Origin of the sequence: Streptomyces sp. NRRL F-2580, from assembly GCF_000720115.1 — a bacterium.
Taxonomy (GTDB): Bacteria; Actinomycetota; Actinomycetes; order Streptomycetales; family Streptomycetaceae; genus Streptomyces.
Genome location: NZ_JOIR01000006.1, coordinates 200,615 through 226,615 on the forward strand (window position 1 = coordinate 200,615; position 26,001 = coordinate 226,615).

22 protein-coding genes are annotated in these 26,001 nt (G+C 73.0%); 10 read left to right on the forward strand and 12 right to left on the reverse strand.

Features of this window, described 5'->3' with window-relative positions:
* Nucleotides 1-48: 48 nt before the first annotated feature.
* Nucleotides 49-1,911, reverse strand: a complete 1,863-nt coding sequence (locus IF88_RS0109030; protein WP_051836635.1) for an ABC transporter ATP-binding protein — start codon at nt 1,909-1,911, stop codon at nt 49-51.
* A 149-nt stretch (nt 1,912-2,060) separates the two neighbouring features.
* Here IF88_RS0109030 and IF88_RS0109035 point away from each other — a divergent pair, with 149 nt between their 5' ends.
* The 4 genes from IF88_RS0109035 to IF88_RS0109050 all read left to right on the forward strand — a co-directional run bounded on the left by IF88_RS0109035 (nt 2,061) and on the right by IF88_RS0109050 (nt 9,287).
* Nucleotides 2,061-2,513, forward strand: coding sequence for a MarR family winged helix-turn-helix transcriptional regulator (locus tag IF88_RS0109035; RefSeq protein WP_030709069.1), 453 nt, complete (start codon nt 2,061-2,063; stop codon nt 2,511-2,513).
* Between the two features lie 40 nt (nt 2,514-2,553).
* Nucleotides 2,554-5,490: an FAD-binding and (Fe-S)-binding domain-containing protein gene (locus IF88_RS0109040; RefSeq protein WP_030709071.1), complete on the forward strand. Its 2,937-nt coding sequence runs from the start codon at nt 2,554-2,556 to the stop codon at nt 5,488-5,490.
* 159 nt (nt 5,491-5,649) lie between these two features.
* Nucleotides 5,650-7,509 carry an ABC transporter ATP-binding protein gene (locus IF88_RS0109045; protein ID WP_030709073.1) on the forward strand — a complete coding sequence of 620 codons (1,860 nt, stop codon included), beginning with the start codon at nt 5,650-5,652 and terminating at the stop codon, nt 7,507-7,509.
* Nucleotides 7,506-9,287, forward strand: coding sequence for an ABC transporter ATP-binding protein (locus IF88_RS0109050; RefSeq protein ID WP_030709075.1), 1,782 nt, complete (start codon nt 7,506-7,508; stop codon nt 9,285-9,287). Before IF88_RS0109045 ends, IF88_RS0109050 begins: the two co-directional genes overlap by 4 nt.
* Nucleotides 9,288-9,320: 33 nt before the next feature.
* On the opposite strand, the gene IF88_RS0109055 is transcribed toward IF88_RS0109050, so the two are convergent.
* From IF88_RS0109055 to IF88_RS0109065, 3 genes are all read right to left on the reverse strand, one after another.
* Nucleotides 9,321-9,584 (reverse strand): AMP-binding protein, encoded by a 264-nt coding sequence (locus tag IF88_RS0109055; protein ID WP_030709077.1) that lies wholly within the window; start codon nt 9,582-9,584, stop codon nt 9,321-9,323.
* 120 nt (nt 9,585-9,704) lie between these two features.
* Entirely contained in the window at nt 9,705-11,243 is a 1,539-nt protein-coding gene (locus tag IF88_RS0109060) for a carboxylesterase/lipase family protein (RefSeq protein ID WP_030709079.1), read from the reverse strand.
* Nucleotides 11,244-11,349: 106 nt separating this feature from the next.
* Nucleotides 11,350-12,141, reverse strand: coding sequence for a metal-dependent hydrolase (locus IF88_RS0109065; protein ID WP_030709081.1), 792 nt, complete (start codon nt 12,139-12,141; stop codon nt 11,350-11,352).
* Between the two features lie 145 nt (nt 12,142-12,286).
* On the opposite strand from IF88_RS0109065, the gene IF88_RS0109070 reads away from it, so the two are divergent.
* The 3 genes from IF88_RS0109070 to IF88_RS0109080 all read left to right on the forward strand — a co-directional run bounded on the left by IF88_RS0109070 (nt 12,287) and on the right by IF88_RS0109080 (nt 16,198).
* On the forward strand, nt 12,287-14,809 hold the full coding sequence (locus IF88_RS0109070; protein WP_030709083.1) for a DEAD/DEAH box helicase: 2,523 nt from the start codon (nt 12,287-12,289) through the stop codon (nt 14,807-14,809).
* Nucleotides 14,810-14,873: 64 nt separating this feature from the next.
* Nucleotides 14,874-15,788 (forward strand): acyl-CoA thioesterase, encoded by a 915-nt coding sequence (locus tag IF88_RS0109075; protein WP_030709086.1) that lies wholly within the window; start codon nt 14,874-14,876, stop codon nt 15,786-15,788.
* 8 nt (nt 15,789-15,796) lie between these two features.
* Nucleotides 15,797-16,198 carry a YchJ family protein gene (locus tag IF88_RS0109080; RefSeq protein ID WP_030709091.1) on the forward strand — a complete coding sequence of 134 codons (402 nt, stop codon included), beginning with the start codon at nt 15,797-15,799 and terminating at the stop codon, nt 16,196-16,198.
* Here the strand turns inward: IF88_RS0109080 and IF88_RS0109085 are convergent.
* Both IF88_RS0109085 and IF88_RS0109090 read right to left on the reverse strand, forming a co-directional pair.
* Nucleotides 16,162-17,013 (reverse strand): DUF6397 family protein, encoded by an 852-nt coding sequence (locus IF88_RS0109085; RefSeq protein ID WP_051836636.1) that lies wholly within the window; start codon nt 17,011-17,013, stop codon nt 16,162-16,164. The two genes, IF88_RS0109080 and IF88_RS0109085, sit on opposite strands and share 37 nt — an antisense overlap.
* 149 nt (nt 17,014-17,162) lie before the next feature.
* Nucleotides 17,163-17,561, reverse strand: coding sequence for a roadblock/LC7 domain-containing protein (locus tag IF88_RS0109090; RefSeq protein ID WP_030709095.1), 399 nt, complete (start codon nt 17,559-17,561; stop codon nt 17,163-17,165).
* Between the two features lie 106 nt (nt 17,562-17,667).
* Here IF88_RS0109090 and IF88_RS0109095 point away from each other — a divergent pair, with 106 nt between their 5' ends.
* A complete protein-coding gene (locus IF88_RS0109095; protein WP_030709097.1) occupies nt 17,668-18,105 on the forward strand; it encodes a PPOX class F420-dependent oxidoreductase in 438 nt (145 codons plus the stop codon).
* 23 nt (nt 18,106-18,128) lie between these two features.
* Here IF88_RS0109095 and IF88_RS0109100 read toward each other — a convergent pair whose 3' ends face one another.
* From IF88_RS0109100 to IF88_RS0109120, 5 genes are all read right to left on the reverse strand, one after another.
* A complete protein-coding gene (locus IF88_RS0109100; RefSeq protein ID WP_234323463.1) occupies nt 18,129-18,836 on the reverse strand; it encodes a GTP-binding protein in 708 nt (235 codons plus the stop codon).
* On the reverse strand, nt 18,836-19,216 hold the full coding sequence (locus IF88_RS0109105; protein ID WP_030709100.1) for a DUF742 domain-containing protein: 381 nt from the start codon (nt 19,214-19,216) through the stop codon (nt 18,836-18,838). Before IF88_RS0109105 ends, IF88_RS0109100 begins: the two co-directional genes overlap by 1 nt.
* 17 nt (nt 19,217-19,233) lie before the next feature.
* Nucleotides 19,234-19,677 carry a roadblock/LC7 domain-containing protein gene (locus IF88_RS0109110; RefSeq protein WP_030709102.1) on the reverse strand — a complete coding sequence of 148 codons (444 nt, stop codon included), beginning with the start codon at nt 19,675-19,677 and terminating at the stop codon, nt 19,234-19,236.
* Complete coding sequence (locus tag IF88_RS0109115; RefSeq protein ID WP_030709104.1) at nt 19,677-22,301, reverse strand: ATP-binding protein; 2,625 nt, start codon at nt 22,299-22,301, stop codon at nt 19,677-19,679. Before IF88_RS0109115 ends, IF88_RS0109110 begins: the two co-directional genes overlap by 1 nt.
* 163 nt (nt 22,302-22,464) lie before the next feature.
* On the reverse strand, nt 22,465-23,247 hold the full coding sequence (locus tag IF88_RS0109120) for an MHYT domain-containing protein (RefSeq protein WP_030709106.1): 783 nt from the start codon (nt 23,245-23,247) through the stop codon (nt 22,465-22,467).
* A 177-nt stretch (nt 23,248-23,424) separates the two neighbouring features.
* Here IF88_RS0109120 and IF88_RS0109125 point away from each other — a divergent pair, with 177 nt between their 5' ends.
* The gene (locus IF88_RS0109125) at nt 23,425-24,024 is read left to right on the forward strand and encodes a class I SAM-dependent methyltransferase (RefSeq protein ID WP_030709108.1); all 600 of its coding nucleotides are present in this window, start codon (nt 23,425-23,427) and stop codon (nt 24,022-24,024) included.
* Nucleotides 24,025-24,075: 51 nt separating this feature from the next.
* Here IF88_RS0109125 and IF88_RS0109130 read toward each other — a convergent pair whose 3' ends face one another.
* Complete coding sequence (locus IF88_RS0109130; RefSeq protein WP_030709110.1) at nt 24,076-24,990, reverse strand: oxygenase MpaB family protein; 915 nt, start codon at nt 24,988-24,990, stop codon at nt 24,076-24,078.
* Nucleotides 24,991-25,125: 135 nt separating this feature from the next.
* Between IF88_RS0109130 and IF88_RS0109135 the strand changes: the two genes are divergently transcribed.
* Entirely contained in the window at nt 25,126-25,905 is a 780-nt protein-coding gene (locus IF88_RS0109135) for a hypothetical protein (protein ID WP_030709112.1), read from the forward strand.
* Nucleotides 25,906-26,001: the final 96 nt, after the last annotated feature.

Genomic DNA, 26,001 nt, shown 5'->3' on the forward strand with positions numbered 1-26,001 from the left:
CGCGAATCATCATATTTCCGGCATCCCACCTGTGCGCCGGTCATACGGTCACACATTCACCGGAGCCAGCTGGAGGCCCTCGGGCGGCTCGGGCGCCAGCCCGGCATCCCGGTCCCGGCGGACCAGGGCGGCGTACCGGCCGTCCGCCTTCAGCAGCTCCTCGTGGGTACCGCGCTCGGCGATGCGGCCCGCGTCCAGGACCACGATCTGGTCGGCGTCGCGGACGGTGGAGAGGCGGTGCGCGATGGTGATGGTGGTGCGGCCGGCCGAGAGGTTGTCGATGGCCTGCTGGACGGCGTGCTCGGTACGGGTGTCCAGGGCGCTGGTGGCCTCGTCGAGGATCAGCACGGGCGGGTCGCGCAGGATGGTGCGGGCGATGGCCAGCCGCTGCTTCTCGCCTCCGGAGAACCGGTATCCGCGCTCGCCGACCAGGGTGTCGTACCCGTCGGGCAGCGACGAGATGTGGTCGTGGATCTGCGCCGCGCGGGCCGCTTCGGTGATCTCCTCGTCGGTGGCGTCCGGCTTGGCGAAGCGCAGGTTGTCCGCGACCGAGGCGTGGAAGAGGTAGGTCTCCTGGGAGACCACGCCGATGGAACGGGCCAGCGAGTCGAAGTCGAGGTCGCGCACGTCCACCCCGTCCAGGGTCACCCGTCCGCCGGTCACGTCGTAGAGCCGGGGGACGAGGTAGCTGAGCGTGCTCTTGCCTGATCCGGTCGGGCCGACCACGGCGAGGGAGCCGCCGGCCGGGACCGTGATGTCGATCCCCGTGAGGGTCGGTCCGCTCTTGGCGTCGTACGCGAAGTGCACGTCCTCCAGCGTGACCTCGCCCTTGGCGCGGTCGAGGCGCACCGGCTCGGCGCGCTCGGTGATGTCCACCGGCAGGTCGAGGTACTCGAAGATGCGGGCGAACAGCGCGAGCGAGGTCTGTATCTGCACACCGGTCGACAGCAGGCTCACGGCGGGCCGGAAGAGGCCCTGCTGGAGGGTGACGAAGGCGACGAGGGTGCCGACGGAGAGCGAGGGCGCGCCCGTCTGGAGGGCCAGGCCGGCGGCCCAGTAGATGAGCGCGGGCATCGCGGCCATGACGATGCCGATCGTGGACATCCGCCAGCGGCCGGCCATGCTGGACCGCACTTCGAGGCCGACGAGCTTCTCGGACTCCTCGGCGAACGCCGAGGTGAGCGACTCGGACCGGCCCATGGTGCGGCCCAGCAGGATGCCGCTCACGGAGAGCGACTCGGTGACCGTGGCGGCCATGGCGGCCATCTGCTTCTGCCGCTTCGTGGTGATCCTCTTGCGCTCGCGGCCGACCCGCCGGCTGATCCACACGAAGACGGGGAGCAGGAGCAGCGAGACGAGGGTGAGCCGCCAGTCGAGCGCCAGCATGGCGACGACGGAGGCGATGACGGCCGTCAGGTTCGAGACGAGCGAGGTCGCGGTGGAGGTGACGGTGGCCTGCATGCCGCCGATGTCGTTGGCGATGCGGGACTGCACCTCACCGGTGCGGGTCCGGGTGAAGAAGGCCAGCGGCATCCGCTGCAGCTGCGCGTAGACGGCGGTGCGCAGGTCGTGCATGACGCGCTGGCCGACCGTGGTGGAGATCAGCGTCTGGAGCACGCCGAAGACGCTGGTGACGACGGCGGTGAGGATCATGCCGAGCGCGAGCAGGCTGAGCAGCCCGGTGCGCCCCTGCGGGATCGCGACGTCGAGGATCTCCCGCAGCAGGAACGGCGAGGCGACGCCGACCAGCGAGGAGGCGCCGACGAGCAGGCCGACGACGGCGAGCCGGCCCCGGTAGGGCCGGAAGAGCGCCACGATGCGGCGCAGCTCCCGCGGCTGTTCCGCCGGGGCGGGGCGGGCCGGATCGAGGGGGTCTTTCGATGGGATCCACTTCGGTTCGTCGTGCGGCATGGGCGCCCTCTCGGGAGTCAGGGGTCAAGTCGGCGGTCGAGGTCTCCGCGGAGTCGGTTCGGCGCCGGGTTCGGCAACGCCGGCACCATTGGAGCATAGGTCATTGTTACCTATGCTCACAATGAACGAGGTCCTGATATCGTTCCCGCATGAGCTCCGCCTCCGACACCGATCGCCTCCTCGCCGAACAGCTGCTGCGCCTGACGCGCAGGCTCCACCGGATCCAGAAGCGCCACATGGAGCCGCTCGGGATCACTCCCGCCCAGAGTCGGCTGCTGCGCCTCGTCTCGCACTACGAGGGCGAGCAGCCGCCCCGGATGGCGGACCTCGCCACGCGCCTGGAAGTCGTCCCGCGCGCCGTGACCACCCTCGTCGACGGCCTGGAGGCGGCCGAGTGCGTGCGCCGTGCGCCCGACCCCGCCAACCGGCGCGTCATCCGGATCGAGCTCACCGACACCGGCCGCGCCACGCTGCGCCGTCTGCGCAACGCGCGAACCGACGCGGCAGAGGAGATCCTGGCTCCGTTGACCGCCGACCAGCGCGAAGTGCTCGGCGGTCTGCTGAACGCCCTGTCGGACGCGCCGGCGGAGCGCACCTGCTGAACGGGCCGCACGTGGGCCCCGACGAGGCAAGGGGTCACACATGCCGCTGCTGGAACCGAAGCCGGGCAGCCTGCGCCCGCGCGGCATCAGCGGCCCCTCCCCCGATCGGGTCCCCGCGCACCGGGCCGCCGGCACCCCGGAGCCCTTGCGCACCGAGCTGACCGCACTGCTGGGCGCCGAGAAGGTGCTGTGGAAGGTCTCCGACCTCGTCCGCTACGCCTCCGACGCCTCCCCCTACCGGTTCGTGCCCCAGGTCGTGGTGATCGCCGAGGACATCGACGACGTCTCCGCGGTGCTCTCGTACGCCCACGGCCGCGGGCGCGAGGTCGTCTTCCGGGCCGCCGGGACCTCGCTCAACGGCCAGGCCCAGGGCGAGGACATCCTCGTTGACGTACGCCGCCACTGGGCCGGCATCGAGGTGCTGGAGGAGGGCCGGCGGGCCCGGATCCGGCCCGGCACCACCGTGATGCGGGCCAACGCCGCCCTCGCCCGGCACGGCCGGATCCTCGGCCCCGACCCGGCCAGCGCCCTCGCCTGCACCCTCGGCGGAGTCGTCGCCAACAACGCCTCCGGCATGACCGCGGGCACCACGCGCAACTCCTACCGCACGCTCTCCTCCCTCACCGTCGTGCTGCCCGGCGGCACCGTCGTGGACACCGCCGACCCGCTGGCCGACGCGGAGCTGGCGCGCGCCGAACCGGCCCTGTGCCACGGGCTGATGAAGATCAAGAAGGAGATCGAGGCCGACCCCGCGCTGGTCACCCGGATCCGCGCCAAGTACGAGATCAAGAACACCACCGGCTACCGCCTCGACGCCTACCTCGACGGCAACACCCCCGTCGAGATCCTGCGGGGGCTGATGGTCGGCTCGGAGGGCACCCTCGGCTTCATCTCCGAGGTCGTCTTCGACACCCTCCCCCTCGACCGCGAGGTCTGCTCGGCCCTGCTGTTCTTCCCCTCGCTGCCCGCCGCCGCCGCGGCCGTGCCCGTCTTCAACGAGGCGGGCGCCGTCGCCGTGGAGCTGATGGACGGCAACACCCTGCGCGCCTCGGTCAGCGTCGCGGGCGTTCCCGCCGACTGGGCGGACCTGCCCCGGGACACGACCGCCCTGCTCGTGGAGTTCCGCGCCCCCGACGAGGCCGGCCGGGCTGCCTGCGAACGCCGGGCCGCGCGGGCCCTCGCCGGACTCGACCTGATCGCCCCGGTGGCCTCGGTCACCAACGCCTTCACCAGTGACCCGAAGACCGTGGGCGGCTACTGGAAGGCCCGCAAGGCCTTCGTCACGGCCGTCGGCGGAGCCCGCGCCCCCGGCACCACCCTGATCACCGAGGACTTCGCGGTTCCGCCCTCCCGGCTGGCCGAAGCCTGCGAGGCGCTCCTCGCCCTCCAGGCGGAGCACGGCTTCGACGCCGCCGTCGCCGGCCACGCCGCCCACGGGAACCTGCACTTCCTGCTCGCCTTCGACGCCGCCGACCCGGCCGACGTCGAGCGGTACGGGGCCTTCATGGAGGCCTTCTGCCGGCTCACCGTCGAGCGTTTCGACGGTTCCCTGAAGGCCGAGCACTCCACCGGGCGCAACATGGCCCCCTTCCTGGAACTGGAATGGGGCCCCCGGGCGGCCGGGCTGATGTGGCGCACCAAACGGGTCGTCGACCCGGCCGGGGTGCTCGCCCCGCGCATCCTCCTCGACCGCGACCCGCGGGCCCATCTGCGCGGACTGAAGACCATTCCGCAGGTGGAGGCGGTGGCCGATCCCTGCATCGAGTGCGGCTTCTGCGAACCCACCTGCCCCAGCGGGGACCTGACGACCACTCCGCGCGAGCGGATCGTGCTGCGCCGCGAGATGGTGCGCCAGCAGCCCGGCTCCCCCGTGCTGGACGGACTCCTCGGCTCCTACGGCCACGACGCGGTGGACACCTGTGCGGGCGACTCCACCTGCAAACTGGCCTGCCCGGTCGGCATCGACACCGGGGCGCTGATGAAGGACTTCCGCCACCGCCGGCACAGCGCGCGCGAGGAGGCCGCCGCCGCGCTGGCCGCCCGGCGGTTCCGGACCGTCGAGGCCGCCGCCCGGCTGACGGCGGCCGCCGCCGACCACCTCTCCCGCCGGATCGGGGACCGGGCGCTCGAAGCGGTCACGGGGGCCGCGCGGAAGGCCGTACGACCGGACCTGCTGCCGCGGTGGCTGCCGCAGATCCCCGGCGCCGCCGCGCGGAACCTGCCTGCTACCCGCCGGGTGGGCGCCGCGGCGGTGTACTACCCGGCCTGCGTCAACCGGATCCTCGGCGGCTCCCGTGGCCGTGCCGGCCCCTCCCTGCCGGAGGCCGTGGTGGCCGTGTCGGAGCGCGCCGGCAAGCCCGTCTGGATCCCCCGCGACGTGAAGGGGACCTGCTGCGCGACCATCTGGCACTCCAAGGGCTACGACGCCGGGAACCGGGAGATGGCCAACCGGATCGTCGAGGCGGCCTGGGGCTGGACGGCCGGCGGGCGGCTGCCGCTGGTCGTCGACGCCTCTTCCTGCACGCTGGGCATCGCGCACGAGGTGGTCCCGTACCTGACGGAGGACAACCGGGCCCTCCACGCGGAGCTGCGGATCCTCGACTCGGTCGTGTGGGCCGCGGAGGAACTGCTGCCGCATCTGGAGGTCCGGCGCACGGTCGCCTCGGCCGTGCTCCATCCCACCTGCTCGATGCGGCACTTGGGCGACGAGGTTCAGCTGCGGGCGGTGGCCGGGGCCTGCGCCGAGGAGGTGGTGGTCCCGGACGACGCGGGCTGCTGCGCCTTCGCGGGCGACCGGGGGATGCTGCACCCGGAGCTGACGGCCTCGGCCACGGCGCGCGAGGCGGCGGAGGTGACGGCGCGGGAGTTCGACGCACACCTGTCGGCGAACCGGATGTGCGAGGTGGGCATGGACCGGGCGACCGGCCGGAGTTACCATTCGGCGCTGATCGAACTGGAGCACGCCACCCGCCCGTGAACGCCGGCGCGCGCGACCCCTCTAGGCAGGCACAACGCCGCCCGCGGGTCCGCAGACCTCATCGCGGGAGGCCTCCGCCGACGGAAAATCGATTGCCCCGGACCGGTCCGGAAGGCGAACCTTGCACGGTTTGGACCACTCGACCAGTCATGGGGCGTCATGCAGATCAGCGATCTTCCGTATCCGGATCCGGGGGTACCCGACGCTCGCTCAGGCCCCCGTTTCCTCCTGTGGCTGGGCCGCGGTCAGCTCGGCGGACAGCTCAAGAGCCTGTGCTGGGGAATCCTGCACTTCTCCGGCATCGCGGGGCTGCCGTACGCCGTGGGAATGGGCGTCGACGCCGTCGTCGAGCGTGACGCGAACCGGCTGCTGCTCGTCGGCGCGCTGCTCCTGCTGATCGGCGTGGCCATCTCGGTCGGCGACGCCATGCTGCACCGCACCGCCGTCACCAACTGGATCACCGCGGCCGCACGCGTGCAGCAGCTGCTCGCGCGCAAGACGGCCGAACTGGGCTCGGCCCTGACCCGCCGGGTCGCCGCGGGCGAGGTGGTCGCGGTGTCCACGGGCGACGTCGAGAAGATCGGCTGGTTCGTCGAGGCGGTCTCCCGCTTCCTCGCGGCCGTCTTCGCCGTCGTCCTCGTCTGCGTCGGCCTGCTGTTCTACGCACCCGAGCTGGGCGTGGTCGTGGCCATCGGCGTGCCGGTGATCGCCCTGGCCTCGCTGCCGTTGCTGCCGCGCGCCACCAAGCGCGCCGACATCCAGCGGGAGAAGGCGGGCAAGGCCACCGAGCTGGCCTCCGACACCGTGGCGGGGCTGCGCGTGCTGCGCGGCATCGGCGGTGAGGAGCTGTTCCTCGGCCGGTACCGCGAGGCCTCTCAGGAAGTCCGCAAGGCCGCCGTGCGCAGTGCCCGGATGTGGGCGCTGATCTCCGCGATCCAGGTGCTGCTCCCGGGCGCGCTGCTGATCACGGTGGTCTGGTACGGCGCCACGCTCGTCGTGGACGGGCGCATCGCGGTGGGTGAACTCGTCGCGGCGTTCAGCGCGGTGGCGACGCTGCTCTACCCCCTGCGGCACTTCGAGGAGATCGCCATGTCCTACTCCTTCTCGCGCCCCTCCGCCAAGCGTGCCGCCCGGGTGCTGTCGCTGACCCGTACGGACGCCGCCGAGGGCGGGGCCGGGACGGGGGCCGGGGCGGTGGAGGCACCGGCCGCCGGCGGGGACCTGTACGACCCGCAGACCGGGCTGCTGGCCCCCGCGGGCCGGTTCACCGCCGTCGTGTGCGGGGACCCGGACCTGGCGGGCCGGCTCGCCGAACGCCTCGGCGGCCACCCCATGGACGACGACGGGAAGGACGACGCGACGGGTGACGGTCCGTCGGTGCTCCTCGGCGGCGTCGCGCTGGACGAGCTCGCCCTGGACACCGCGCGCACGCTGGTCCTCGTACAGGACAAGGATCCGGTGCTGCTGTCCGGGACCCTGCGGGAGCTGTTCGACGTACCGGCCTCCGGCGCGGTCGACTCCGGCGCGGCCCTGGCGGCCGCCCAGTGCGGGGACGTGCTGGACGCACTGCTGCAGTCGGCGCCGGACGGGGTCGACGATCCGATGGACGCGCGGATCACCGAGCGCGGCCGCTCGCTGTCCGGCGGGCAGCGTCAGCGTCTCGCGCTGGCGCGGTCCCTGGTCACCGACCCGGAGGTGCTGGTGCTGGACGAGCCGACCTCCGCGGTCGACTCGCACACCGAGGCCCGGATCGCGGACGGGATCGCGACCCTGCGCGCCGGCCGCACCACGGTGGTACTGGCGTCCTCGCCGCTGCTGCTGGACCGCGCGGAGCGGGTCGTCCTCATCGACGGAGGCACGGTGGCGGCGGTCGGCACGCACCGCGAACTGCTGCACCGCGAGCCGCTGTACCGGGCCGTGGTCACCCGCGAGACGGACGAGGAGCAGCAGCAGCCCCTCGCCCGGATGGAACTGACCGAGCTGGAAGAAGCACTCACAGAGATCGAGGAATCCGCATGATCGGCGTGGCGCCGCCGGAGTACGATCCGGCGGCCCCCCAATCGGCCGCGACCCTGCCCGTGGGCAGTTCGGCGACCGTACGGGGCTATGTGCGCGGCCTGTTCCGCCGCCACCGGCGGGCCTTCGTGCTGCTGGTGACGGTCAACGCGGTGGCGGTGATCGCCTCCATGGTCGGCCCGTACCTGCTGGGCCGGGTCGTGGACGATCTCGCGCAGGGGGCGCGCGAGCTCCATCTGGGGCGCGTGGCGCTGCTGTTCGCGCTGGCGCTCGCCGTCCAGACGTTCTTCGTCCGGCTGGTCCGGCTGCGCGGGGCGATGCTGGGCGAGGAGATGCTGGCCGATCTGCGCGAGGACTTCCTCGTCCGGTCGGTGGGGCTGCCGCCCGGCGTGCTGGAACGGGCCGGTACCGGTGACCTGCTGTCGCGGATCACCACCGACATCGACCGGCTGGCGAACGCCATGCGCGAGGCCGTCCCGCAGCTGGCGATCGGGGTGGTGTGGGCCGGGCTGCTGTTCGGCGCGCTCGCGGTGACCGCGCCGCCGCTGGCATTGGCCGCGCTGGTGGCGCTGCCGGTGCTGGTGATCGGCTGCCGCTGGTACTTCCGGCGCGCGCCGTCGGCGTACCGCTCGGAAGCCGCCGGCTACGCGGCGGTCGCGGCCGTGCTCACCGAGACGGTGGACGCGGGCCGCACGGTCGAGGCGCACCGCCTCGGGCCGGACCGGATCGCGCTGTCGGAGCGGCGGATCTCGCAGTGGGTCGCGTGGGAGCGGTACACGCTCTTCCTGCGGACGGTGCTCTTCCCCGTCATCAACGTCACCTTCGTGACGATCCTCGGCTCGGTGCTGATGATCGGCGGCTACTGCGTGCTGCAGGGCTGGATGTCGGTGGGACAGCTGACCACGGGCGCGCTGCTGGCGCAGATGCTCGTCGATCCGATCGGCCTGATCCTGCGCTGGTACGACGAGCTTCAGGTCGCCCAGGTCTCCCTGGGCCGGCTGGTGGGCGTACGGCAGATCGAGCAGGACGCCGGGGACGCGAAGGTGACTCCCGAGGGCCGGGACGTCCGGGCCGAGGAGGTCCACTTCGGCTACCGGGAGGGTGTGGACGTCCTGCACCAGGTGTCGATGTCCGTGCCGCCGGGCACCCGGATGGCGCTCGTCGGACCCTCGGGCGCCGGCAAGTCCACCCTGGGACGGCTGCTCGCGGGCATCTACGCGCCCCGGACCGGCGAGGTCACCCTCGGCGGGGCCCGGCTGTCGGGGATGCCCGCGGAGCGGGTGCGCGAGCACGTGGCACTGGTCAACCAGGAGCACCACGTGTTCGTGGGCTCGCTGCGCGACAACCTCCGCCTCGCGCGGACGGGCGCCGGGGACGCCGAACTGTGGGCGGCGCTGGGCGCGGTCGACGCGGACGGCTGGGCGCGGGCCTTGGAGGCCGGTCTGGACACCGAGGTCGGTTCCGGCGGCACGGCGCTGACCCCGGCGCAGGCGCAGCAGATCGCGCTGGCCCGGCTGGTACTGGCGGACCCGCACACGCTGGTGCTGGACGAGGCCACGTCCCTGCTGGACCCGCGTGCGGCGCGGCACCTGGAGCGTTCGCTCGCCCGGGTGCTGGACGGGCGCACGGTCATCGCCATCGCCCACCGGCTGCACACCGCGCACGACGCGGACGTGATCGCGGTGGTCGAGGCCGGCCGGATCAGCGAACTCGGCTCGCACGACGAGCTGGTCGCGGCCGACGGGGCGTACGCGGCGCTGTGGCGGTCCTGGCACGGGTGACCCAGGCCGGCGGTTCCGCGGCCGTCCGGTCCGTCACGGGCCGGACGGCTCCTCGTGGTCGGACGGCTCCTCGTGGTTCGACGGCTCCTCGTGGTCGGCCCGCCGCCGGACGTCCTGGAGGCGGCCGGTCACCACGAGGTTGCCATCGGGGGTGCGCCGCGCGAGGTCGCCCGTGCGGAGGTAGCCGTCGGCGGTGAAGGCGCGCGCGTTGCGGCCGGCCGCCCGGTAGTAGCCCCGCGGGGTGTAAGGGCCCCGGGCGAGGAGGCTTCCCCCGGCGTCCTGACCCTGGCAACCCAATCCGTCAACACCCCTGCGCACAATGCGCTTTCCCGACCATGGGCGCTGAATTCGATCAGCTGAAAGACCAAGGCACGCCGCTGACCAGCAGGAACGGTCGTGGCGTGGCGGCCTGGCGGACTAGGGGCCGAGCAGCGGCAGGGCGGGGAAGTCGTGGTTCTGCCAGATCCGGCGGGAGGCCTCCTCCGGGTAGGCGGCCAGGTCCGGCCGGGTACCGAAGAGCCGCACGAGGCGCTGCCCGGCGTCGTAGGCGGGCCAGCCGGGGTCGCCGTGGGCGGCGAACGCCGTCCAGGCGGCCCGCATGCGCGCGGACAGCTCCTCCGCCTCCGGGAACGGGCCCTCGCCGATCAGCGCCGCGGGCTGGCCGCGGTCCAGGTTGCCGAAGACCAGCGGCACGTCGAGGGCGTGGCAGGCGCCGAGGACGCCGCCCATGCCCGGGGCCGACCAGGTCAGCTCGTAGACGTGGGCCCGGCCGCCGGCGGCGGTCTGGGCCTGGGCGAGGTGGAGGGACGGCATGCGGAACAGCCAGTCGGAGCCGACGAGCTCGTACAGCGCGTCCGGGTCCGCGGCCGGAAAGGCCTCGCGGTAGCGGCGTGCGGCGTCCCGGCCGGGGCCGAAGACGCGCAGGGCGGTCTCCGCCTGCTCCGCGGTGACCCGGCCGAGCAGTCCGTCGAGGGCGGTGAGCAGCCGTGTCTCGTCGCGGGTGTGGCCGACGAGGAGGTCGACGTCCCGGCCGGCGCCGTCGGCCAGGGCCTGCCACGGCGTGACCGGCAGGGTTTCGTCTCCGACGACCGGCGAGAACGGGACCGCCCGGTGCGCGACCGGGCCCCAGCGATCGGCCCACTGGTCCATCTTGGCGCCGACCGCGTCACCGGCGGCGGACAGCCGGGCGGGGTCCACGGCGGACAGGTCGGTGAGCGTGGGGCGCAGTCCCAGCTCGGCGGCGCAGGCGGCGGCGATGTCGGCGGCGAGTTCCGGCGAGAAGAAGGTGCCCTGCACGCTCTGCGCGACGGCGCGGCGGAAGAGGCCGGCCGCACGCGGCACCGCCGACAGCGCGGCGACCGATCCGGCGCCCGCCGACTGGCCGAAGACCGTGACGCGGCCCGGGTCACCGCCGAAGGCTCGGATGTTGTCGCGCACCCATTCCAGGGCGGCGACCTGGTCCAGCAGGCCCCGGTTGGCGGGCGCCCCCTCGATCTGCCCGAACCCCTCCAGGCCGACGCGATAGTTGAACGTCACCACGACGACAGCGCCGTCGCGCGCCAGGCGGCCCCCGTCGTACTCGGGAAGGCCCGACATGCCGATCGAGTACGCGCCGCCCTGGATCCACACCATCACGGGCAGCCCCGCGCCCGGGCCCGGCTCGGGCGACCACACGTTGACCGTGAGCCAGTCGTCACCCGCCGCGTCCCGTGCCAGCGCGTCCATGCCGAAGTGGCCGCCCTGTGGTGGCGGCGGCCCGTACGACACGGCCGGCCGTACGCCGTCCCATCCCCGTACGGGCCCCGGCGCGGCGAACCGCAGCGGGCCGACCGGCGGCTCGGCGAAGGGGATGCCGCGGAAGACCGCCACCCCCTCCTCGCGGGTGCCGCGCAGCGCTCCGCCCGCCACGCGGACCTCCGGCCCGGATCCGGCGGCCTCGGACGCGACAACGGTCATCACAGCTCCCTCACTGGGCGGCGTCGCGGACGCTTCGGATCATCCCGTCGCCGCCCTAGGCGCGCCAGTGATTTAGGGAGCCGCCGGCGCCGGCCGGAGGGCGGGTCTAGATGAACCCGAGGGCCGAGGCGCCGCCGAAGCCGCCCAGCAGGACGAAGACCGGCATGAGGACCTTGAGCTCCACCCAGCTGCCGGCGCGGAAGCGCATCATCTTCGGCGGCCCGATCGGGTACCAGCGCTTGCCGGCGATCGGGAGGGGCCACAGGACCGGACAGCCGGAGACGGTCAGCGCGTCGCCGATGTCGTGGACCAGGGCGCCGAGCACGATCGGCAGGCCGAGCCAGAGGTACTCCTGGCCCGGTCCGGTGAACAGCCAGTTCGCGCCGTTGCCGGGCTGGTCGAGCACCCCGGCCAGGATCCACGCGCTGGTCGCGCCGAGCAGCCAGACCAGGACGTCGCTGGACATCCGGGCCGCCCGCCACAGCAGGCCTTCGACCGCCAGCACCAGGTGCACGAAGAGCAGGGCGAGCACGCCCCAGCGGTCGGCGGTGACGGCGAGCACGGAGGCGCCGCCGCCGATCAGGACGGCCCAGAGCCACGTGTGCGTCAGTGTGCGGTGGCCGCCGGTGCGGCGGGCGTCCTTCTTGGAGCGGGTGGACTTGTAGACGGCGTAGGAGATCTTGTCGACCACCTCGCACAGCCCCTTGGAGAGGGGGCCGAAGGCGCGTGAGATCGTCGCCGACTTGTGGTCGAGGTCGGGGGCCAGGGCCGCCCCGGCGCAGATGAGCGCGCCGACGACGAGGACCGGCCACGGCATGGGGTGTCCGGCTGCCGCGGTCGCCGCGCCCACCCCCAGCCAGGCCGCTGCACCGGACAGTGAGTGCGCCGGACCCATCATGGTCGTTTCCCGCCCCGCTGGAGTTGTGGTCGGGCCCCGTCGACTGTTTCGTTCGGGCCTCATCGACGGCACAGCGTACCGTCGGTGATCTTCCTCCCGTCCGCCGGTTCCCTGATCCGGGGGGAAGCCAGGCAAGATGGGGGGTGTGACCCTCATTGATCAGCTCCCGCCGAACGCCGACCCCGACGCCCTCTTCGAGGCTTTCTCCTCGTGGGCGGAGGACCAGGGCATCACCCTGTACCCGGCTCAGGAGGAGGCGCTGATCGAGGTCGTCTCCGGGGCGAACGTGATCCTGTCCACCCCGACCGGCTCCGGCAAGAGCCTCGTCGCGGCCGGCGCGCACTTCACGGCCCTGGCCCAGGACAAGGTCACCTTCTACACCGCCCCGATCAAGGCCCTGGTGTCGGAGAAGTTCTTCGACCTGTGCAAGCTCTTCGGCACCGAGAACGTCGGCATGCTGACCGGCGACGCCTCCGTGAACGCGGACGCCCCGGTGATCTGCTGCACCGCCGAGGTGCTGGCCTCCATCGCCCTGCGCGACGGCAAGCACGCCGACATCGGCCAGGTCGTGATGGACGAGTTCCACTTCTATGCCGAGCCGGACCGCGGCTGGGCCTGGCAGATCCCGCTGCTGGAGCTGCCGCAGGCGCAGTTCGTCCTGATGTCGGCGACGCTCGGCGACATGAAGCGGTTCGAGGAGGACCTGACCCGGCGCACCGGCCGGCCCACCTCCGTGGTCCGCTCCGCGACCCGGCCCGTCCCGCTGTCCTACGAGTACGTCACCACGCCGATCACCGACACGATCACCGAGCTGCTGGAGACCCGGCAGGCTCCCGTCTACATCGTGCACTTCACCCAGGCCCAGGCGGTCGAGCGGGCGCAGTCGCTCATGAGCATCAACATGTGCACCCGCGAGGAGAAGGACAAGATCCAGGATCTGATCGGCAATTTCCGCTTCACCACCAAGTTCGGCCAGAACCTCTCCCGCTACGTCCGGCACGGGATCGGCGTGCACCACGCCGGCATGCTGCCCAAGTACCGCCGCCTGGTGGAGAAGCTCGCCCAGGCCGGTCTGCTGAAGGTCATCTGCGGTACGGACACCCTCGGGGTCGGCGTCAACGTCCCGATCCGTACGGTGCTGTTCACCGCGCTCACCAAGTACGACGGCAACCGGGTCCGGACGCTGCGCGCCCGTGAGTTCCACCAGATCGCCGGCCGCGCCGGCCGGGCCGGCTTCGACACGGCGGGCTACGTGGTCGCGCAGGCGCCCGAGCACGTCATCGAGAACGAGAAGGCCCTCGCGAAGGCGGGCGACGACCCGAAGAAGCGCCGCAAGGTGGTGCGCAAGAAGGCCCCGGAGGGCTTCGTCGCCTGGTCGGACACCACCTTCGAGAAGCTCATCGCCGCCGACCCGGAGCCGCTGACCTCGCGCTTCAAGGTCACCAACATCATGCTGCTGTCGGTCATCGCCCGGCCGGGCGATGCCTTCAAGGCGATGCGGCACCTCCTCGAGGACAACCACGAGCCCCGCAAGGCGCAGATCCGGCACATCCGCCGGGCCATCGCGATCTACCGCTCGCTGCTGGACGGCGGTGTCGTCGAGAAGCTCGACACCCCGGACGCCGAGGGCCGCACCATCCGGCTCACCGTCGACCTCCAGCAGGACTTCGCGCTCAACCAGCCGCTGTCCACCTTCGCGCTGGCCTCCTTCGACCTGCTGGACCCGGAGTCCCCCTCGTACGCGCTGGACATGGTGTCCGTCGTGGAGTCCACGCTGGACGACCCGCGCCAGATCCTGGCCGCGCAGCAGAACAAGGAACGCGGCATCCAGGTCGGCCAGATGAAGGCCGACGGCATCGAGTACGAGGAGCGGATGGAGCGGCTCCAGGACGTCACCTATCCCAAGCCGCTCGAAGAGCTGCTCCTCCACGCCTACGAGGTGTACGCCAAGAGCCACCCGTGGGTGCGCGACCACCCCGTCTCCCCGAAGTCGATCATCCGCGACATGTACGAACGCGCGATGACCTTCACCGAGTTCACCTCCTTCTACGAGCTGGCCCGCACCGAGGGCATCGTGCTGCGCTACCTGGCGAGCGCCTTCAAGGCGCTCGACCACACCATCCCCGACGACCTCAAGTCCGAGGACCTCCAGGACCTGATCGAATGGCTCGGCGAACTGGTCCGCCAGGTCGACTCCAGCCTGCTCGACGAGTGGGAGCAGCTGGCGAACCCGGAGGTGGAGACGGCGGAGCAGGCCCAGGAGAAGGCCGACCAGGTCAAGCCGGTCACCGCGAACGCGCGCGCCTTCCGCGTCCTGGTCCGCAACGCGATGTTCCGCCGGGTGGAGCTGGCCGCCCTCGACCACGTCAACGTGCTGGGCGAGCTGGACGCCGAGTCCGGCTGGGACGCCGACGCCTGGGGCGAGGCCATGGACGGGTACTGGGACGAGTACGACGACCTGGGCACCGGTCCCGACGCGCGCGGCCCCAAGCTGCTGCAGATCGAGGAGGACGCGGCGCACGGCCTGTGGCGCGTCCGCCAGACCTTCGCCGACCCCAACGGCGACCATGGCTGGGGCATCAGCGCCGAGGTCGACCTCGCGGCCTCCGACGAGGAGGGCCGGGCCGTCATCCGGGTCACCTCGGTCGGCGAGCTCGGCGCCCTCTGACCCGCTCCGGCATTCCGCCGACCCGCCCCGACCCCCGCCCGGACCCGACAGTGGAGATCCTCTGATGACGAACCCCGCCGAGAGACTGGTCGATCTGCTCGATCTGGAGCAGATCGAGGTCAACATCTTCCGCGGCGCCAGCCCCCAGGAGTCCCTCCAGCGCGTCTTCGGCGGCCAGGTCGCCGGCCAGGCGCTGGTGGCTGCGGGCCGCACCGTCGAGAGCGACCGCCCGGTCCACTCGCTGCACGCGTACTTCCTGCGCCCCGGCATCCCCGGGGTGCCGATCGTGTACCAGGTGGAGCGGGTGCGCGACGGGCGTTCCTTCACCACGCGCCGGGTCACCGCAGTCCAGCAGGGCAAGACGATCTTCAATCTCACCGCCTCCTTCCATCATCCGGAGGAGGGCAGCATCGAGCACCAGCTGCCTCCTCATCACTACCCCCACCCGGACACGCTCCCCAAGGTCGCGGACGAGATCCGCGAGCACCTCGGGGCGCTGCCGGAGGCACTGGAGCGGATGGCCCGCCGCCAGCCCTTCGACATCCGGTACGTGAACCGGCTCCGCTGGACTCCGGAGGAGCTCAAGGGCGCCGACCCCCGCAGCGCGGTGTGGATGCGCGCGGTCGGCCCGCTGGGCGACGACCCGCTCGTGCACACCTGCGCCCTGACCTACGCCAGTGACATGACCCTCCTCGATGCCGTGCGCATCCCCGTGGAGCCCCTGTGGGGGATGCGCGGTTTCGACATGGCCTCGCTCGACCACGCCATGTGGTTCCACCGGCCGTTCCGGGCGGACGAGTGGTTCCTGTACGACCAGGAGTCGCCCATCGCGCACGGCGGCCGCGGTCTCGCCCGGGGCCGCATCTACGACGTTGAGGGCAGGCTGCTGGTCTCCGTGGTCCAGGAGGGCCTCTTCCGTCCGTACCCCGCCAAGCCGGCCGATCCGGCCCGGCCGTCCGAGCCCGCCCCGAAGAGCTGAGCACGCCCATGCCCACCCCCGCCGTCCCCTGCCCCTGCGGGCTGCCCGCCGCGTACCCGGAGTGCTGCGGCCGCTTCCACTCCGGTGCCCAGCAGGCACCCACCGCCGAGCGCCTCATGCGCTCCAGGTTCAGCGCCTTCGCCGTCGGCGACATTGCCTACCTGCTGCGCTCCTGGCACCCCTCGACCCGTCCCGCCCATCTCGATCTGGACCCCGGGCAGCGCTGGGAGCGGCTGGAGATCCTCGCCACCGAGCGCGGCGGGATGTTCGAGACGGAGGGCTCGGTGGAGTTCCGCGCCCACTACCGCGAGGGCAGGCACACCGGCTCGCTGCACGAGCACAGCAGCTTCTCGCGCGAGGCCGGGGCCTGGGTCTACGTCGGCCCGCTCTCCCCCGTCGACTTCGACTGACCCCGCGCCCCCGTCAGGGCGAAGTCCAGGCTGGTGCGGTACCAGTGCACCTCCTCCGGCGGCCCCGCCTTCAGCAGCCGCAGCGCCACCGCCGCGGACGCCGGGACCTGCGGATGCCCGTAGGGCGGGGGCGGTGCGAGCGCGGCCAGGACGATCCGCTCCCCCGGATCGGGCACGGCAGCCCGCAGCTCCTCCTCCGGGAGTACGGAGGCCAGTACGGCAGCGCGCTCCCAGGGGTCGGCGGTACGTCTCAGCAGCAGCCCGACGTGCCGCCCGCGCCACCTGCGCGGGCGCAGGTCCTCCTTGGCCGCCATCAGCTCCCGGTCGGCCTCGGGCGCGGTCCCGCGCAGCATCCCGGGCTCACGCGCCGCGAACGCCCGTAGTTCCTCGGCCAGATAGAGCCACACCACGGCCCGGTACCGGTTGATCCGGTATCCGACCGGGGTGACGTGCCCGCAGCGCGCGAGGCGGGTGAACCGGCTCGGGCCGATCCCCAGCACCCCGGCCCCTGCCTCCGCTCCGGCCACGGCCTCGACCCGCTCGCGCAGTGCGTCCGCTCCGCCCGCGGCCGACCTGGCCCGGTCCAGCTCCGCCCGTGCGTAGCGCGCGGCCCCGCCCGCGGTCGGCCGCGCCGACCGCACCATCCCCAGCTGGACCGCCCGGGCGAACTCGCCGCGGGTCAGCCCCAGTTCCCCTGCGGCCTGCACGCCGCCCACCAGCACTTCGGTGTCACCGCCGCCGCCTCCGGCAGCCGCGTCCCGCCCCGTACACACGGCCACTTCGACGTCCCGCAGCGCGGTCCCCATCTGCATCATCACGGTCCTCCCCCACGAGCAGTGATTACTCTGTGTGAAGACCGTAACCCAGCGCGACGACAGCCGCGCCGCCTGTGGATAACTCTCCGGAGCGCCCCCGCCGCCGCCGGAGTCAGCCGCCTGAGCCGGCTGCCGAGTCGGTCGCGGCGTCAGCCGCCGGTGATGCGCCGTTCCGCGACGCCCAGATGCTCGCCCACCCGGTTGACCAGCAGCGTCATCTCGTACGCGACCTGGCCGATGTCCGCCTCGGCCGCGCTCAGCACGCACAGGCAGCTGCCCGCGCCCGCCGCCATGACGAAGAGGACCCCCTCGTCGTACTCGATCATCGTCTGGCGGACCTCGCCGGCCCTGAAGTGCCGCCCGGACCCCTTCGCCAGGCTCTGCAGACCGGCCGCGACGGCCGCCAGGTGCTCGGCGTCCTCCCGCGCCAGTCCCGCGCTCGCCCCCGTCACCAGGCCGTCGTTGGACAGCACCACCGCGTGCCGCACCTGCTGGACCCTGCGCGTCAGGTCGTCCAGCAGCCAGTCCAGTTGCTTGTCCAGTGCCATTCCCAGCCCCTCCCGTTGACGTGGCCGACCCGGCCCGCGCCCCACCCCTCGCACTCGTGCCGCAAGCCTTCCCCACCAGCGCCTTTCGGGCAAGGAGGATGTCCCCATGGCGAAGAAGATGACTCAAGAGGAATGGCGTGCATTCGTCTCCCACTCCACCCGCACCGGAAAGCTCTCCACCGTCCGCGAGGACGGGAGCCCGCACATCGCTCCCATCTGGTTCGTACTCGACGGAGATTCCTTCGTGTTCAACACCGGCAAGGACACCGTCAAGGGGCGCAACCTGGCCCGTGACGGCCGGGTCGCGCTCTGCGTGGACGACGACCAGCCGCCCTTCTCGTACGTCGTGCTCCAGGGCCGCGCCGAGATCAGCGGATACGCCGACGACGCCGAGGAGCTGCTCACCTGGGCGACGCGCATCGGCGCCCGCTACATGGGCGAAGAGCGCGCCGAGTCCTTCGGCCGCCGCAATGCCGTCCCGAGCGAACTCCTCGTCCGGGTCCCGATCGACAAGGTGATCGCCCTCGCCGGCATCGCGGACTGACCGGTCGGTGGAGCCGCGCGCGTTCACACGGAATCGGCCTGCGGCTCCACCGAGTCGAGCAGCCGGGCGGTGTGCACCCGCCCGGCGTACTCGACCAGCCTGATCAGCACTTCCTTCCCCGAGTCCTTGTCCCGCGCGTCGCACAGCACCACCGGCGTCCCATGGTCCAGGTCCAGCGCCCGCGACACGTCGTGCACCCCGTACCGCCGCGCGTCCGTGAAGCAGTTGACGGCCACCACGAAGGGGATGCGCCGGTGCTCGAAGTAGTCCACCGCCGGAAAGCAGTCCTCCAGCCGCCGCGTGTCGGCGAGCACCACCGCGCCGAGCGCACCCTGCGACAACTCGTCCCACAGGAACCAGAACCGGTCCTGCCCCGGGGTGCCGAACAGGTACAGCGACAGCCCGGACCGGATGGTGATCCGCCCGAAGTCCATGGCCACGGTCGTCGTCGTCTTCTGGGCCACGCCGCCCGTGTCGTCGACCAGTTCGCCCGCCTCGCTCAGCAGCTCCTCCGTGCGCAGCGGCCGGATCTCGCTCACCGCACCCACCAGCGTGGTCTTGCCGACGCCGAAGCCGCCGGCCACGAGGATCTTCAGCGCGAGCGAGGCCAGTTCGGCGTCCTCTCCGGGGTCGGGATCCAGGTCCAGGTCCACGTCCCCGTCCACGTCCACGTCCACATCGACGTCCGGGCGCGGACCCGTTCCGGCAGGTCCGTTGTCATGCTGTCCCATCAAAGCGCTCGCAATCCCTCGATGACTTCACGCAGAATCCGCTCGTCCGGCAGCTGCGCGGGCGGCACCGGCCGGCTCACCTTGACGTGCCCGCCCTCCAGCAGGTCCCCGAGGAGGACCCGCACCACCCCCACGGGCAGGTCGGCGTCGGCGGCGAGCTCCGCCACCGACTGGGTCTCGGACCGGCAGAGTCCGAGCAACGCCCGGTGTTCGGGGCCGAGCAACGACTCGGCCGCCTCGTCCGTGCCCTCCGGGTCCACCACGACCAGGGCGATCAGGTCGAAGCGCACCCCGTGGGGTCCCGGCTTCGTACGCCCCCCGGTCATGGCGTACGGGCGGACGAGCGGGCCCGCGTCGGCGTCGTACCACTGGCCGTTCATGCCCCGGACCGCCGCCCTCAGCCGGCGGCCGGCGGCCGCGCCGCGAACCGGGGCGGCGTGTAGAGGTGCTCGCCGACCCGCTTCACCAGCCGGGCCATCTCGTAGGCGATGAGGCCGATGTCGGCACTGGCGGCGCTGAGCACGGCGAGGCAGGAGCCGTCACCGGCGGCCGCGACGAAGAGGAAGCCCTCGTCCATCTCGACCATCGTCTGGCGCACGCCCCCGGCGTGGAAGTGCCGGCCCGCGCCCTTGGCCAGGCTGTGAAAGCCGGAGGCCACCGCCGCCAGGTGCTCGGCGTCCTCCCGGCTGAGGGCGCTGGAAGAGCCGACCGCCAGCCCGTCGTTGGAGAGGACCACGGCGTGCCGCACCTCTCGGACCCGGCGCACCATGTCGTCCAGCAGCCAGTCCAGTTCGCCGGACCTGCGCACGCCGTCGAGGTCGATCCTCTGGTGTTCGATCATCACACTTCTCCTTCGCTGCCTGCGTGGGGGGAGTTCTCCTGGGCGCCGCGGACCCAGCCGGCCCGGTACGCCGCCATCCGGTCCCGGGCCTGCTCCGGGCTGCGGCCCGGCGGGTCCTCGGGGAGGCGGACCCCGGCGGGGGCCTTCGGGGCGGGTGCCTCACGGAGTTGCGGGACGAGGCTGGCCTGGCGCACCCGCCGCGGCAGTTCCGTCACCGAGGCCGACCGGGCCGGCTGGGCCGACGGGCCCGCCGGGCCCGAGCGGGCAGAGGGGGTCGACGCCGCTTGGGTACTGGCTGCCGCGCCGCCGGGACCGCGCGGCCGCAGCGATGCCACCGGGGCCGGGCGCGGCTCCTCGGGTGCGGGGGCCCGCTCCGGGGCCGGGATGCCGCGCGGGTCCTCCCGTACCGCCGAGCCGCGCGCCTCCTCCCGTACGACGGTCATGGCGGGCGGCGCCTCCGCCTGCGCCGGCGACTCCGGTGGCGCTGCCGCGGCCGGCCGCTCGTGACCGGGGCCGGGACCGGGACCGGGACCGGGACCGGAAGCGGGGGCGACGGAGCCCGGGGCGCCGACCGTCAGGGCGCCCTGGAGCATCGAGTTCGGCAGCAGCACCACCGCGGTGGTGCCGCCGTAGGGCGACGTCCGCAGGTGCACCTTCACTCCGTGGCGGGCGGCGAGGCGGCTGACCACGAAGAGCCCGAGCCTGTCGCTGTCGAAGAGGTCGAGCGCCTCGGACTGCTCGATTCGCCGGTTGGCGTCGCCGAGGGATTCGCGGCCCATGCCGAGCCCGCGGTCCTCGACCTCCAGGACGTAGCCGGCGCCGACGGGTTCGCCGCTGACCCGGACCTTGGTGTGCGGAGGGGAGAACTGCGCGGCGTTCTCGATGAGTTCGGCGAGCAGGTGGGTGAGGTCGGCGACGGCGCCCCCGACAACGGCGGCCTCGGCGAGCTGGCGGACCTCGATGCGCGGGTACTCCTCGATCTCGGAGACCGCGGCCCGTACGACGTTCGTGAGGGGGACGGGCATCCGCCAGGCGCGGCCCGGGGCCGCGCCCGACAGGATGATCAGACTTTCGGCGTGCCGACGCATCCGGGTGGTGAGGTGGTCGAGGCGGAAGAGGTCGCCGAGCTCGTTCGGGTCGTCGGCGCGCCGTTCCATCGAGTCGAGCAGGGTGAGCTGCTTGTGCACGAGGACCTGGCTGCGGCGGGCGAGGTTGACGAAGACGCCGGAGACCCCGCTGGCCAGCTCCGCCCGCTCGACGGCGGCGCTGAGCGCGGCCCGGTGGACGGTGCCGAGCGCCGCGCCGACCTGGGTGATCTCGTCGTCGGCGGGCGGCCCGGGCGGGGTCTCGGCGGTGACGTCGATGTCCTCGCCGGCGCGCAGCCGTTCCATCGCCTGCGGGAGTTTGCGGTGGGCGATCTCCAGGGCGGTGTTGCGCAACGAGACGAGTTCCACGACCAGTGCGCGGCCGATCCGCACGGAGATCACGAGCGAGGCGGCGACGGCTGCCAGGCCCAGTAGAACGGCGGCGCCGGCCGGGCTGAGCGCCCCTTCGGCGAGCGGGTCGGCCCGGTCGGCGGCAGCGGCGTGCGCGGCCTCCTCGATCTCCCGCATCGAGGCACCGATTCCGGTTTGGGCGGCCTCCCAGCCGGCGGGCGCCCCCCGGGTGTCCTTGGAGGTGCCGGCGGCCAGGGCCCGGTCCTCGGCGCCGGTGAGGTCGGCGTAGGCGGCGCTCTTGGCCACGGACTCCCATGCGGCCTGCTGGGCGGCGGGGAGGTCACGGGCCGCGGAGTCGGTGAGGGCGCGGCGGGTCTCGATGGCGCCGGTCAGCAGTCGAAGCGTTTCGGCGCTGCGCGGGCCCGGCACGGCGAGCAGGGCGTCCTCCCGCGACAGGAGTTCCCCGGCGCGGGCGAATTCGAGCAGGACCCGGGCGTCCGGGCCGAGTTCGGCGTCCTCGCCGCCGGTCAGGGCGCCGCCCACGGCGAAGGCGGAGTCGACCACGCGGGTGTAGATCTCGTAGGCCGCCTCGGGGGTGGCGCGGCGGTCGGTGATGTCCTTGCGGGCCGATCCCAGGGCCTCGGCGGCGACGACGAACTCACCCAGGCGGACCACGATGTCGGAGCGGTAGTCGCCGGAGTCGGCGACGGTGTGGCGGTCGCCGAGCCGCAGCCGCCGGACGGCGCTGTCGGTACGGCGGGCCTGCTGGTCCAGGGCGCCCGGGTCGGCGGCGGGGTCGGCGAGGAGCCGGACGGCGGCCCGCCGCTCGGCCTGGAGTTCGGTGACGGCGGCGGCGACGGGCGTGCGTATCTCCGCGTCGGCTTGGTGGATGCGGCTGAGGCGGGCGACGTCCTGGGCGGTGGTGACGGTGGCGAAGGCCCAGAGGGCGAGGAGCGAGACGACCGGGACCATCAGCAGCGAGACGATCTTCGCGCGGACGGTGGCGGGGCGCAGCCGCAGCCGGAAGCCGCGTTCGCGCGGGGCGGCCTGGGCACCCGGAAGGGGCTGGTGGAGCTGGTCTTCCGCCGTTTCCTCGGCCGGCGGTCCGGCGTGGGCCCGGCGGCCGCGTGCCGGGGGCGCGGGCAGCCGCGGCGCCGCTGCTTCCGGTTTTCTGCGGGGTGTTCGCATGGGCTCCTCGTTCCGGGCGGTGCCTGCGGGTGCGGCGACGGTGACGGCGGTGGCACTGGTGGTGGTGGCGACGACGGTGGTTCGGTGCGGCTGAAGCGGCGGTGGGGCCCGCGGACCGGGGCCCGCGGCCGTGAGGGGGGCGGGAGGCGGGAGCCCGGCCGGCTCAGTGGGCGGTCACGGTGCGCTCCCCGAGATGCTGGGCGGCCGAAGCGGAAGCGGCCCGTTCGTCGGCCGTCGGGGAGAGCGCGACGAAGGCGGCGGTGATGAACAGGTAGGAGCCCAGGCCGACGGCGAGCGGGAAGATGAACTGCATGGCCGTGGCGCCGGGCAGGGCCGCGTCCGAGGGGCTGACGCCGACCGCGACGGCCATCATCCCGGTGTAGTGCATGCTGCTGACCGCGGCGCCCATGACGAGCGAGGCGACGGCGACGGCCACCGGTGACTTGATGTTGAGCGCGGCCCACAGTGCGGCGGTCGCCGCGATCACGGCGATGGCCACGGAGAGGGCCACGGTGAGCGGATCGTAGGAGACCTCGCCGTGCAGCCGCAGGGCCGCCATGCCCAGGTAGTGCATGCTGGCGACGCCCAGTCCGGTGGTGAGACCCCCCAGGACGAGCGAACGGCCGCGCTCCTTGCCGTAGCCGACGGCGAAGACCCCGGCGCCGACGACCAGCATGGCGACGAGCAGGCTGAGGATGGTGAGCGGCACGTTGTAGTGGATCTCGGTGCCGTTGACCTCGAAGCCGAGCATCGCGACGAAGTGCATCGTCCAGATGCCGGTGCCGATGGCGGAGGCCGCGGTGAGGAGCCAGTTGCGGCGGGAGGCGCCGGTGGCGGCGAGCGCGCGGACGGTGCAGCGCAGCCCGAGGGCGGCGCCGATCGATGCCATCACGTATGACAGCACGGGTGTGAGCCACCCGTAGGCGGCGTGGTCCAGATGTCCCAGGTGTCCCATGGCCACCGGACGCTAGTCCGGGTGAGAGCGCGAACAGGGGACGCATTTCGAAAGACGCTGTAACTGCTGGAATATGACAGAGCTACGTTCATCTTCGATCACACCACGTGCCACCTTGCGCACGGTCCGCAGGCACGCGGGCGCACGCCGGTGCGGGATCATGGGCGCATGAGCGAAGACCACACGCACGTGCAGGAGTTCTTCGGGGCGCGCGCCGCCGACTGGGACCGCAAGTTCCCCGGCGACGGGCCCGCGTTCACCACCGCCGTGGCCGAGTTCGGGCTGCGGCCCGGGGACCGCGTGCTCGACGCGGGCTGTGGCACCGGCCGGGCCATGACCGCGCTGCGGGCCGCCGTGGGACCCGCCGGAACGGTGCTCGGCGTCGATCTCACCCCGCAGATGCTGGCCGCCGCGCAACGGGCCGGGCGGGGCGCCGAGGGCGCCCTTCTGCTCGCCGACGTGGCCCGGCTGCCGCTGCGCGACGGGGTGCTGGACGCGGTGTTCGCCGCCGGGCTCATCGCCCACCTGCCCGACCCCGGGGCGAACCTGCGCGAGCTCGCCCGGGTGGTGCGCCCCGGCGGCCGGCTCGCACTCTTTCACCCGATCGGGCGAGCGGCCCTCGCCGCGCGCCACGGCCGCGAGCTGACCCCGGAGGACATGCGGGCCGAGCACAACCTCGGCCCACTGCTCGCGGGTTCGGGCTGGGAGATGACCTCGTACGCCGACGAGGACGACCGCTTCCTGGTGCTGGCCGTACACCACCCGTGACATGCGTTCGTACGTCGCCTCCGCGCCCGGGATCCGCGGACGCCCCCGGGATCAGGCCGGAGGCTGTGCCTCCGCTCCGGCGGGCCGGCGGGGGTGCGGAACGGGGCAGCCGCCCGAGCCCGGCACCGGGAACGTCCCGAGCTCACCGACGTCGTAGCCATCGGGGTAGCCCTTGATCTCCGGGTTCTGGCGGGCGTAGTGCGGCTCCCGGCGCGGCGGCAGCAGTCGCACCGCGCGCCCGCGCAGCCGCAGGGCTCCGTGGACCAGCCGCCGGACCCGGGGGCGCGGGGCCTCGTACCGGAAGGCGCCCAGCAGCGGCTCGTCGAGGAGGGCGAGGCTCGCGCGGCGCACGGCGGGGGCGAGCGGGGCCGGGTACCAGGAGGCCATCAGGTCGAGCGTGGAGTCGGCGACCTTGCGGGCCCCCTCGTCCCAGCCGAAGTGGGCCTCCTCGTAGGTGTTCAGGGCATCCTTGAACTCCTCGTAGGAGTCCGGGATGTCCGTGATGCCCATGTGGCGGCCGAGGGTGGCGTAGTAGTTCGCGCAGGCCCGGCGCTCGTGGTGGGTGAGCGCGCGCCAGCCGTAGGCGTCGAGCCAGCGCGCCGGAATCACCACGAAGGTGGACAGGACGTACCGCATGTCCTCGTTGGAGATGTCGTAGCTGCGGTGCATCTGGTTGACGCGGCGGATCGCGGTGCGCGCGGTGTCGCTCTCGAAGCCGTGCTCGACGACCGCGTCGAGGAGCAGCGCCGTGTCGTCGTACCGCTTCTGAGTCCGGTCGGTGAACTCGGCGGTCTCGGCCAGCAGACCGCCGATGCTGGGCACGGCATATGTCCGGAAGAGGGCGAGTTCCAGGGCCCGGGTGAAGTCCCAGGGGAACTCGTAGGTGGCGGTGAGCCGATAGATGGCGAGGAAGTCCTTGTCGGGGTCGAGACGGAGGATTTCCCTCAGCCGGTCGTAACGCTGCACCGGGTGTCCCTTTCTGTGGCGGGCTCCCAACTCTACGTGCAGGTAGCAGCCTTGGAAATCGACGCCCGCCAGCTCTCGACGCATGGGTTACCCGCTGGTTAAGGTGCGCCGACGAAAGAGCTACCAGGAGGCCAGGTGTCCGACGACGAGGGTGGCGGCTCCCTGTACGTGCTGACCGCCGTACTGCTGACGCCCGCGCAGTTCCCCAGCATCCTGGGCGACGACTTCCCCGAGGCCTGTTCCCTGCTGGGCGTGCCCCCGGGCGGGGACGGGTACGGGCTGGTGCTCGGCCAGGACGAGGAGGGCGCGCGCTGGACGGTCGTCGTGGACGACGTCTCGCTCGTGGCCACGGCCATCGCCTCCTGGGACTGCGGGATGGAGTACGACCTGTCCCCCGACGAGCGGTCGATCGTGGTCTCGCTGGCGGGCTGGCCGCTGGAGCTGTCGGTGGCGGCGGCCGGGATCCCCGAGCCGCACGATCCGGAGCAGGGTGCGGACGGCACGGGGCGGGTACCGCTGGCGCCGCCCTCCGCAGAGGCGTGGGGGCCGGTGCAGCGCCGGATGGGCGCGGACCAGATCGCGCGGGAGTGGTCGGACTGGCGCGAGCGCGAGGCCACGGACGGCGGGGCGGCCGCCGCCGCGCACCCCGGGCTCGCCCGGGCGCTGGAGGAGGCCCTGGAGTACACGCGGACACCGCCGCCGCCGGGCCGGGTGCGGTCCTCCTTCGCCGGCGAGGGGGCGCGGACCCTGCGGGTGGACGGGCCGGGCTGGTCGCTGGTGGGACGGACCGGCGATGCGGCCTTCGTCCTGCTGGACGAGGAGCCGAGCGAGGTGCTCGCCGTCCCCCGAGAGGGGGATCCCGGCCTGCCGGAGCTGCTGACGGCGCTGGACCGGGTCGCGGTCCGACCGGCCTGAAGCGGTCCGGATGTCCACCTGGTGGGACCGGACGTGGTGGACGGAACCGGTCCCCGACCCGAAGGGGTACACGGCCGAGTTCGGGCCACGGGGTGA